The 9,882-nt window shown below is 33.6% G+C and carries 11 protein-coding genes; 6 read left to right on the top strand and 5 right to left on the bottom strand.

The window, feature by feature from the left end:
- On the bottom strand, nt 1-260 hold a 260-nt coding region (gene ruvX / locus ACTG3Y_RS05820; RefSeq protein WP_439151981.1), incomplete at its 3' end, for a Holliday junction resolvase RuvX.
- A 227-nt stretch (nt 261-487) separates the two neighbouring features.
- Here ruvX and ACTG3Y_RS05815 point away from each other — a divergent pair.
- Nucleotides 488-1,303, top strand: a complete 816-nt coding sequence (locus ACTG3Y_RS05815; protein ID WP_439151980.1) for a 2,3,4,5-tetrahydropyridine-2,6-dicarboxylate N-succinyltransferase — start codon at nt 488-490, stop codon at nt 1,301-1,303.
- Nucleotides 1,304-1,324: 21 nt separating this feature from the next.
- Nucleotides 1,325-2,389 carry a glycosyltransferase family 9 protein gene (locus ACTG3Y_RS05810; RefSeq protein ID WP_439151979.1) on the top strand — a complete coding sequence of 355 codons (1,065 nt, stop codon included), beginning with the start codon at nt 1,325-1,327 and terminating at the stop codon, nt 2,387-2,389.
- 38 nt (nt 2,390-2,427) lie between these two features.
- Here ACTG3Y_RS05810 and ACTG3Y_RS05805 read toward each other — a convergent pair whose 3' ends face one another.
- Together ACTG3Y_RS05805 and ACTG3Y_RS05800 are read right to left on the bottom strand one after the other, a co-directional pair.
- Nucleotides 2,428-3,249, bottom strand: a complete 822-nt coding sequence (locus tag ACTG3Y_RS05805) for a glycosyltransferase family 2 protein (RefSeq protein ID WP_439151978.1) — start codon at nt 3,247-3,249, stop codon at nt 2,428-2,430.
- 9 nt (nt 3,250-3,258) lie between these two features.
- Nucleotides 3,259-4,077 (bottom strand): glycosyltransferase family 2 protein, encoded by an 819-nt coding sequence (locus ACTG3Y_RS05800; protein WP_439151977.1) that lies wholly within the window; start codon nt 4,075-4,077, stop codon nt 3,259-3,261.
- 42 nt (nt 4,078-4,119) lie between these two features.
- Between ACTG3Y_RS05800 and ACTG3Y_RS05795 the strand changes: the two genes are divergently transcribed.
- Nucleotides 4,120-4,878, top strand: coding sequence for a glycosyltransferase family 2 protein (locus ACTG3Y_RS05795; protein WP_439151976.1), 759 nt, complete (start codon nt 4,120-4,122; stop codon nt 4,876-4,878).
- On the opposite strand, the gene ACTG3Y_RS05790 is transcribed toward ACTG3Y_RS05795, so the two are convergent.
- Nucleotides 4,875-5,645 (bottom strand): lipopolysaccharide kinase InaA family protein, encoded by a 771-nt coding sequence (locus tag ACTG3Y_RS05790; protein WP_439151975.1) that lies wholly within the window; start codon nt 5,643-5,645, stop codon nt 4,875-4,877. The genes ACTG3Y_RS05795 and ACTG3Y_RS05790 overlap by 4 nt on opposite strands.
- Nucleotides 5,638-6,525, bottom strand: a complete 888-nt coding sequence (locus ACTG3Y_RS05785) for a glycosyltransferase family 2 protein (protein ID WP_439151974.1) — start codon at nt 6,523-6,525, stop codon at nt 5,638-5,640. The genes ACTG3Y_RS05790 and ACTG3Y_RS05785 overlap by 8 nt, the downstream gene beginning before the upstream one ends.
- Here ACTG3Y_RS05785 and ACTG3Y_RS05780 point away from each other — a divergent pair.
- Genes ACTG3Y_RS05780 through ACTG3Y_RS05770 form a run of 3 tightly spaced genes read left to right on the top strand, consistent with a single transcriptional unit; the run spans nt 6,500 to nt 9,879 of the window.
- Nucleotides 6,500-7,501: a glycosyltransferase family 52 gene (locus tag ACTG3Y_RS05780; protein WP_439151973.1), complete on the top strand. Its 1,002-nt coding sequence runs from the start codon at nt 6,500-6,502 to the stop codon at nt 7,499-7,501. The two genes, ACTG3Y_RS05785 and ACTG3Y_RS05780, sit on opposite strands and share 26 nt — an antisense overlap.
- 44 nt (nt 7,502-7,545) lie before the next feature.
- On the top strand, nt 7,546-8,736 hold the full coding sequence (locus tag ACTG3Y_RS05775) for a UDP-N-acetylglucosamine 4,6-dehydratase (protein WP_439151972.1): 1,191 nt from the start codon (nt 7,546-7,548) through the stop codon (nt 8,734-8,736).
- Between the two features lie 3 nt (nt 8,737-8,739).
- Complete coding sequence (locus tag ACTG3Y_RS05770) at nt 8,740-9,879, top strand: LegC family aminotransferase (RefSeq protein ID WP_439151971.1); 1,140 nt, start codon at nt 8,740-8,742, stop codon at nt 9,877-9,879.
- The last annotated feature ends 3 nt before the right edge of the window (nt 9,880-9,882 follow it).

Below are 9,882 nucleotides of genomic sequence, written 5' to 3'. Positions count from 1 at the left end.
GCTATTTGAGGAATAGCTTTAGCTAATTGTACTAAAAATTTTTGAATATAAACTTCACTCTCTGAGGCAGTATTGTTCATTTGTTTTGGCAAGCCTACCACAAATTTATCTACATTTTCTTCTAAAACATAGTTCTTTAAAAAATCAATAAGCGTCTTAGTATCTACTGTTGTTAGACCAGAGGCAATAATTTGCATCTCATCTGTTACAGCTAATCCAGTGCGTTTGGTTCCGTAGTCTATTGCTAATATTCTTCCCATTGTTACAAAGATAAGGCAATAAAAAAAATTGCTCCTTAATAAAAAGAAACGTTTTCAAAATTAGTCAATCAATTAAAATTTAATTATAATTTCCATCTAAAAGTAAATCAAAGTTATAACCAATAGTAAGACCCTTTATACTTAGTAACGTCACATTTTTTTTTGAAAAAGGTTTTCTGTGTCAGTAATTATAAAAGTATCTTTGAGCATAACTTATAATTACTACCATGAAACAACTACAATCTATTATAGAAAATGCTTGGGATGACCGTTCTCAATTACAAAATGAAACGACTATAAGTGCAATTCGCAATGTTATAGATCTGTTAGACCAAGGCAAACTAAGAGTTGCAGAACCTATTGAAGGTGGCTGGCAAGTTAATGCGTGGGTAAAAAAAGCTGTTGTACTTTATTTCCCTATTCAGAAAATGGAAACTCTAGAAGCTGGTATTTTTGAGTACCATGATAAAATGCCCTTAAAACGCGACTATGCAGCCAAAGGCATACGTGTGGTTCCTAATGCTGTAGCCCGACATGGAGCTTATATTTCTGCTGGTACTATTTTAATGCCAAGTTATGTAAATATAGGTGCTTACGTAGATGAAGGCACCATGGTAGATACTTGGGCAACTGTTGGTAGTTGTGCTCAGATTGGCAAACATGTGCATCTGTCTGGTGGTGTTGGTATTGGCGGTGTTTTAGAGCCATTACAAGCTGCACCTGTAATTATTGAGGATGGCGCTTTTATTGGTAGTCGTTGCATAGTTGTTGAAGGTGTACGTGTAGAAAAAGGAGCGGTTTTAGGTGCTAATGTTGTATTAACCATGAGTACTAAAATTATTGATGTTACCGGTGACGAGCCTGTTGAAACAAAAGGTATAGTAACAGCAAGATCTGTAGTTATACCTGGTAGTTACACCAAAAAATTTAAGGCTGGTGAGTTTCAAGTACCTTGTGCACTAATTATAGGAAAGCGTAAAGAAAGTACCGATAAAAAAACATCTTTAAATGATGCGCTACGCGAATATAATGTCGCTGTATAATTAACTAAATAACTTAGAAGATTGAAAGTTTTAATCATTCAACAAAAAATGATAGGTGACGTTTTAGCTTCAAGCATTTTGTTTCAAGCTATTAAGCGTAAATATCCAAATTCAGAATTACATTACGTAATTAACACCCATACCTACCCTGTTGTTGAAGGTAATCCGTTTATTGATAAATTTCATTTTTTTACCCCAGCGCACGAAAACAGTAAACAAAAATTATGGCAATTTTTAAATACCATTCGCCAAGAAAATTTTAATGTTGTTATAGATGCTTACTCAAAACTATCGAGTAATTTGATGGCTTTTCGATCTAAAGCAAAACAGAAAATATCTATAGATAAAGGTCATAATGCCTTAATCTATAACCATCGGTTTAAAAACAAGCAAAACGCAGATACCAATGCTGGTTTAGCAATTGAAAACAGATTACAATTATTAAAACCCTTAAACATAGACCCTGCTGTAATTATAAAACCTAAAATTTATCTTACAGATTCTGAAAAAAATGAAGCAGGTCATTTTTTAGAGATGCACAATATACACTTAGACAAGCCTTTATTTATGATTGGTGTTTTAGGAAGTAGTCTAAACAAAACCTATCCTTTTAGTTATATTGCTAAAACAATAGACACCATTGTTTCTAATAAGCCTGGGGCTCAGATTTTGTTTAATTATATACCAAAACAAGAAGCTGAAGCAAAAGCAATTTTAGACTTATGCTTACCAGAAACAAAACAGCATATATTTTTTAAAGTTTTTGGCAAAAGCCTAAGAAGTTTCTTAGCTATGACATCACATTGTAATGCATTAATTGGAAATGAAGGTGGAGCTATAAATATGGCAAAAGCATTAAATATACCTACATTTACCATATTTTCCCCATGGATCAAAAAAGAAGCATGGAATATGTTTGATGATGGTAAATACAATATATCTGTTCACCTTAGAGATTATAAACCAAAGAGCTATTTAAATATTAAGCATCCTAAAGTATTAAAGTCTAAAGCTTCAGAATTATATATAGACTTTAAGCCTTCGTATTTTGAAACTGATTTGATCCGTTTTTTAAATCAATTTTAAACCTTTGTAACTCAAAATAATTCAAATTACAGAAACACCTAAGTCTTCTGTATACCAAAATCTGTCCACGTTAAATTTTCTTTCTTAACCTTGGCTCTAATTGCTAAATTTCTATCTAAGGATTCTTGAGTTTTATAACCTCGTGCATGGTCTAAGTGTAAGCAAATGGCCTTGTAACGAATTTGTTTGGTTTTAATAGTATTATTTATAAGTCGCTCGCCCAATTCTCTATCTGGCCCGCCATACTGCATACGCTCATCATAGCCATTTATAGCAATTAAATCGGCTTTCCATACAGAAGAATTACAATTATTAAAGGTAGCACCAGTTGGTGTTACAACATCTAAAAATTTAGCTAAACCATCTTTAACCGATAATTTTAAAGTATTCTTACTACCCAATTCTCCTTTTGACTTTAACCATTTAACATTAAAACAATTATGAGATTTAATGTCTTGTTCTGAAATAGTTTCACTTAAAACCATATTTAATTTACAATAGCCCCCGGATAAAAAATAGCCTTTTTCTGCAAGTTTTGCATGCGTTTCTACAAAGTCTTTGCGAGGAATACAATCACCATCTGTAAATAAAATATAATCGTTTTGCGCCATTACTATAGACTCGTTTAAAATTTTTTGCCTTCTATACCCTTTATCTTCATGCCAAGCATGCGTTATTTTTACGGGGTAATCTGCCTTAAAATGGTCAATTACTAATTTGGTTTCATTAGTAGAACCATCATCTGCAATTATAATATCAAAGTTAGCATAAGTCTGTACGCTATAGCCGTAAAGCACCTTCTCTAACCAATCAATTTTGTTATACGTTGCAATGATAACTGTGATACTAGGTAATGACATGTATTATTTTTATTTAATACCAAATTTGGTATAAGTTAATTTATTCTGTTTTGTTTCTTTTCTAATATTCTGGTTTAGCTGTTGCGATTCTTCATTTTTATAAGGCCTTTCATGGTGTAAATGTACACAAATGGTACTGTAACGTACTTGCAAAAATGTAATCCCATTATTTACCATACGCTCACCTAACTCCCTATCTTCTCCTCCATATTGCATGCGCTCATCAAAACCATTAACCTTTAAAATATCTGCTTTATAGCAAGACACATTCATACCATCAAAGGTAGCTTTTGTTGGGGTGAGCGTATTTAAAACTTTAGCTTTAATTTTTGATGTTGTTAATTTATTAAGCTTAAAACTTTTAGGTTGCCCTTGTGCCACCAACCATTTTTTATTAAAACACTCTTGTGTGGTTATAATAGATTTTGTTATTTGATCTGAGATTGTTTTAGTTAGCTTAAAATACCCTCCAGATAAGGCATGGTTTGGTGCATTTAATTTTAAATGGGTTGCAACAAAATCTTGCCTTGCAATACAATCACCATCAGTAAATATTAAATACTCGGTACTTGAAGCCCCTATAGCTTTATTTAAAATTTTGGTTTTCTGAAAACCATCATCTTTTTGCCAAACATGTTTTACAACAAGATTTGTTTCTACGGTAAACGCATCAATTACCGCCTTAGTCTGTTCATTAGAGCCATCATCTGCTATAATAATCTCAAAACCACTTTCTGTCTGTATGTTGTAACTATGCAACACCAAACTAAGCCAGTTAGGCTTATTATAAGTGCTAATTATTACAGATGCTTTTGGCTTTACTTCCATAAGTACAAAAATACTATTTTTACAGCTGTCAAAAATAAGACTATGCTAAAACTCTCTGGAGTCATTATAACTTTTAATGAAGAACGTAATATTGAACGCTGTTTACAGTCTTTAAAAACTATTGTTGATGAGATTGTAGTGGTAGATTCGTTCTCTACAGACCAAACGAAAGCCATTTGTAGTCGCTACAATGTAACATTTATTGAGCAAGAATTTTTAGGCTACATAGAACAAAAGAATTTTGCGCTTCAACAAGCCAAGTACAACCATGTGGTATCTTTAGATGGTGATGAAGCCTTATCTAAAACACTTCAAAAATCAATAGTAAATCTAAAAACTAATTGGATATTTGACGGTTACTATGCTAATCGTTTTAATAATTTTTGTGGGCAATGGATAAAACATTCCGATTGGTATCCCAATAAAAAACTTCGTGTCTTTGACCGAAGAAAGGCTGAGTGGCAAGGTATAAATCCACACGACCATGTTGAAATGCGCGATAAAACTATTAAAACTGGACATTTAAAAGGAGATATTTTACATAGAACCTATCAAACCTATTCTGAGTTTAATAAAAAAACAGAATATTTTTCGACTATTGCCGCAAAGGCTTATTTGGATAAAGGTAAAAAAGCTCCGCTTTGGAAGCTTATTTGGAATCCGAGTTGGGCTTTTTTTAAAGCTTATTTTTTAAGACTTGGCTTTTTAGATGGTTATAATGGCTATGTTATTTGCAAAGGCACTGCTAAAATCACCTATTTGAAATATTCAAAATTACGCCAACTTTACAAGAAGGTTTAATTGCCTTTCTTCCAAAATTTAAGTTTGTTTTTTATCCGACGTCTTCTCCAGTAGCGCCTTTGAAAATTCTGTGTATTATTCCACATTAAGTTAAATACTTCGGCATAAGGCTTATCACAGCATTTTGAATACTCATCGCTCATGACCTTTATAATGGATTTGTGCGTTGTGAGTTTTGCAAAATTTTTAATACGCTCCTCTAAATCCATAGCCTTAAACTCCATCCTATTCAAATCTACTAAATAGAACTTGTAATCATCACCTACTCTATTAATTAACGTGTTTCCTGGGGAATGGTCTAAAAACTTGACCCTTTTTTCATGAAGTTGATAGGTAAATCTTGTGAATGCACGTAAGATTTTTTCGTGCTCAGGGTAATCAAAATTTGTGGTGAGTTCTCTATAAGTTAAATCACAGTCTAGTTGCTCAGAAATATAATAACTTTTCTTAAATAAGAGTGGTGTCTTATATTCGTAAAAAGCTATGGGTTGTGGCGTTCCGATATCTAAACCAAAAAGTTTATTTGCATATAGAAAAGAGCGCTCCGCTTTACTTTTTCTAAAAAATCGATAAGCAATCTGATTTATAAAATTCGGGATTCGAAATGACTTAACATTAAGCGTTTTGTCTTCAAGCTTAAAGAGCTTTAATGAATTACGTTCCTGATTCCCAAAGTCTTCACCTTTAGTATCAAAGTTAGTTATGATATCGTCTAAAAACGCTTCGTGTTGCTTAAAACTGTTATGTATTTGCTTGGTTCTATTCACCTAAATATTTATCAATTCCGTTGTCGCACCAAATTAACTTATTAATTTGTGTGTTTGACTGGATGTCGTCATTTATATTTAAACCTGCCCTTGAGGCGGTTTTATGCCAAATGTGAAATACAATGCCTCTAAATTTTAAGCGCTTGCCATGGACTTTATTATGCATCATTCTAAGAACAAGTTCCGTATCATCTCTTCCCCATCCTACCATATCTTCGTTATAGCCATTTACGGCAATAAAGTCTTTTTTCCAATAAGACATATTGCAACCCCTCAATTTTTTAGACATCAAAGGTTCTCGCTTATAGCGCTTTGCTAGTAGAGGTAAATACAAACTACGCGCTCGCTTTTTTAAGCCTTTAGATAAAAACGAAAAGGTAAATGTCTTGGTTTTTAAAATTTCCGGAACGACATTTGGTTTTAAATTGACGCGCGACCCAAACAAATAGGTATCGGTTTCAATTGCAGCGATATGATCTTCAATAAATTTGCGGTGCATAATACAATCACCATCTATTTGAATAATATAATCGCCTTTAGCCAAGGCAATAGCCTTATTTAAAATGACCTCTTTAGTAGAGCCAATATCTTCATGCCATACATGCTTTAAAGGTACCGATAGCTCTTTTTTAAAACGTTCTATAAGTAGCCTTGTATCATCAGTAGAGCCATCATCTGCAATGATGACCTCATCTGGCAACTGCGATTGATTTTTCAAACTGATCAGAACCAATTCTAAAGCTTCTGGCCAATTATAAGTTGGTATGACTAAACTTGTGGCTATATTCATGCCTAATTTGCAACAATTAAAGGCAAAAATAGTCATATTTTTGTATTCTAATCTGTAATCGTAAATGAAATCTAAAGGACTCTTTGCCATAACTTCCGTTTATCATATCCTTTTATCTATACTATTAATTGAAGAACGAAAACTAAAAAACAATATTCTTGTTATTGTAGAAATTACCCCAGATATAGATACCTTAATAGAGGGCTTAAAAAGAACCGAATGGTTTGATGATGTTTTTTTAATGGCGGGCCGAAAACAGCAAAAAAAGTTAGCCGGAAAATTAAATTACACGGTAAACCGAAAAAAAATAGTACCACTTCTTGATGCTACTAATACTAAATTAAAGGCCTTAGAAAATGGCGCATCTGATCATGATATTTACATCTGTTCACCAGATTCTGCTAAAAATTATTTTATATATAAGTATAAAGACCATAATAAATTTATGATTGAAGATGGCCTTAAAACCTATGTAAAATCTGCCCCAAGTACTTTGGAAAAACTCACGGGTCTTTTAGTAAATCGTCCTTTGGTAAATGGCTTTGATAAACGTATAACAAAAGTTTTTGCAACCACACCGAGTGAACTTCCAAAAGAACTTAAAGTGAAAGCAGAACAATTAAACTGGAAAAACACCCTCACTAATCTCAGTGCAGACAAACTCAAAGCTCTATCAACGGTATTTTTAAGTGCAGTAGATTTTGGTGATCAAAACGTGTTTCCTAAAGGCAAAACTAAAAGTATCATTATTACCCAAACCCTAAACGAAGACGGTATTATTGAGCACGAATCCGAAAAAATAGCGATTTGTAAAGATTTTGTAAGCCAAGCTAACACCTATATTATTTATATAAAACCACATCCACGAGAACGCACAGATTATGCTGAAATTTTTAAAAGCGATGAACGCGTTGTGGTGCTGCCAAAATTGTTCCCTGCAGAATTACTAAACACGCATCCTCATCTAAAATTTAAAAAAGCATTTACGGCATTTTCTACGGCTATTGATCATTTAGAACAAGTGGAAGAAAAGATAAAACTTGGTCGCGATTTCTTCAAAAAATAGATTCTAAAAACATTGTCTTAAATTTACCGTAAATAAAATCAATTATGCAGCTACTCAATCTTATTGGTAGAACCAACCAATTATTTGAAAACGATATCAAATCACATCAAGACACATTAAAATCTGTGGTGTCAGCATCAAGATTTTTAGTTATTGGTGGTGCTGGGTCTATTGGGCAAGCCGTCACAAAAGAAATTTTTAAACGCCAGCCGCTTAAGCTTCATGTGGTAGATATTAGCGAAAATAATTTGGTAGAATTGGTAAGAGATATCAGAAGTTCGTTTGGTTATATCAGTGGTGATTTTAAAACCTTTGCGCTAGATATTAGTTCTGTAGAATACGATGCCTTTATTGCTTCTGATGGAAATTACGATTATGTACTTAACCTCTCAGCACTAAAACATGTGCGTAGCGAAAAAGATCCATTTACATTAATGCGCATGATTGATGTTAATATTTTTAATACTGACAAAACCATTCAGCAATCCATAGACTGCGGTGTTAAAAAATACTTTTGCGTATCAACAGACAAAGCCGCTAACCCAGTGAACATGATGGGAGCCTCCAAGCGTATTATGGAGCTGTTTTTAATGCGAAAAAGTAAAGATATCAGCATTTCTACAGCGCGTTTTGCAAATGTCGCTTTTTCAGATGGCTCATTACTTCATGGTTTTGATCAACGCATCAAAAAACAACAACCTATAGTGGCACCAAATGATATTAAGCGCTATTTTGTTATTCCAAAAGAATCCGGAGAACTCTGTTTAATGTCTTGCATTTTTGGCGAAAATAGAGATATATTTTTCCCTAAATTAAGTGAGGATTTGCACCTCATCAGCTTTGCAGATATTGCTATTAAATATGTAAAATCTCTCGGTTATGAACCTCACTTATGTACCGACGAAGATGAAGCGCGCAGCTTGGCTAAAACCTTACCTAAAGAGGGAAAATGGCCGTGTTTATTCACCCAAAGTGATACAACAGGCGAAAAAGATTTTGAAGAGTTTTTTACCGAAAACGAAACCTTAGATATGAATCGTTTTGAAGCCTTAGGTATTATTAAAAACAATCTCGATACTGAAAATGAAGACCTTCTAAATGAATTTACAGAAACCATAGCCAAATTAAAATCCCAAAAAACTTGGACCAAAGAAGACCTAACTGCTCTGTTTTTTAAAATGATTCCCGATTTCGGACATAAAGAAACCGGTATATATTTAGACCATAAAATGTAATTGATGCCTAAAGAAATTATAGCTTTTATTAGAGACCTATATAAAACGGATGATTTTATTCCGTTGCACGAACCACGTTTTAGAGGAAACGAAAAAAAATACGTTAATGAATGTATTGACTCTACCTTTGTTTCTAGTGTTGGTAAATTTGTGGATCAGTTTGAAGCATCTGTGGCAAAATTTACAGGTGCAAAATATGCCATTGCCACGGTTAACGGAACGGCAGCCCTACATATTGGCTTAGTATTGGCAGATGTGAAAGCCAATGACGAAGTTATTACACAGCCACTCACCTTTGTGGCGACAGCTAATGCCATTAGCTACTGCAAAGCACATGCTGTTTTTATAGATGTGGATAGTGATACCATGGGTTTATCTCCAGAAAAACTCAGTACTTTTTTAAACAAAAACACAGAAATCATCAATGGGCAATGCGTTAACAAAATTACTAAACGCATCATAAAAGCAGTAGTACCCATGCATACATTTGGTTTACCTGCAAGAATTGACGACATTGTCGCCATTTGTAACAAACATCATATCCATGTTGTTGAGGATGCTGCTGAATCTTTAGGAAGTTATTATAAGAATCAGCATACGGGAACATTTGGTGTAGTTGGAACCTTAAGTTTTAACGGCAATAAAACCATCACTACAGGTGGTGGTGGCATGTTAATTACCAACGATGAAGCCTTGGCCTTAAAAGCTAAACACATCACCACAACAGCGAAAGTACCACATCCATGGGATTATCACCATGATATGCTCGCCTATAATTATAGATTGCCAAATCTTAATGCCGCTTTAGGGTGTGCTCAAATGGAATCCTTACCAGAATTTCTTAAAAGCAAACAAGACCTAGCTCAAACATATCGTGGTTTTTTCAAAACATATTCGGCAATCAATTTTATAGATCCTATTACCAATAGTTCTGCTAATTTTTGGCTAAACGCCATACAGTTCGACTCATTAAATGATCGAAATGAATTTCTGAAAACAACTAATAAAAATGGCGTAATGACAAGGCCTATTTGGAAACTCATGAATTCGCTACCTATGTATGATGCCGTACAGTGCGGAAATTTGGATAATGCTTCTTCATTAGAAAATAGAATTGTAAATTTACCAAGTAGTGTTATTTAAACC

Origin of the sequence: Winogradskyella sp., from assembly GCF_965656915.1 — a bacterium.
In the GTDB taxonomy this organism is placed as follows: Bacteria; Bacteroidota; Bacteroidia; order Flavobacteriales; family Flavobacteriaceae; genus Winogradskyella.
The sequence above is the reverse complement of the archived record's forward strand: the minus strand, read 5'-3'. Positions and strand labels throughout refer to the sequence as shown.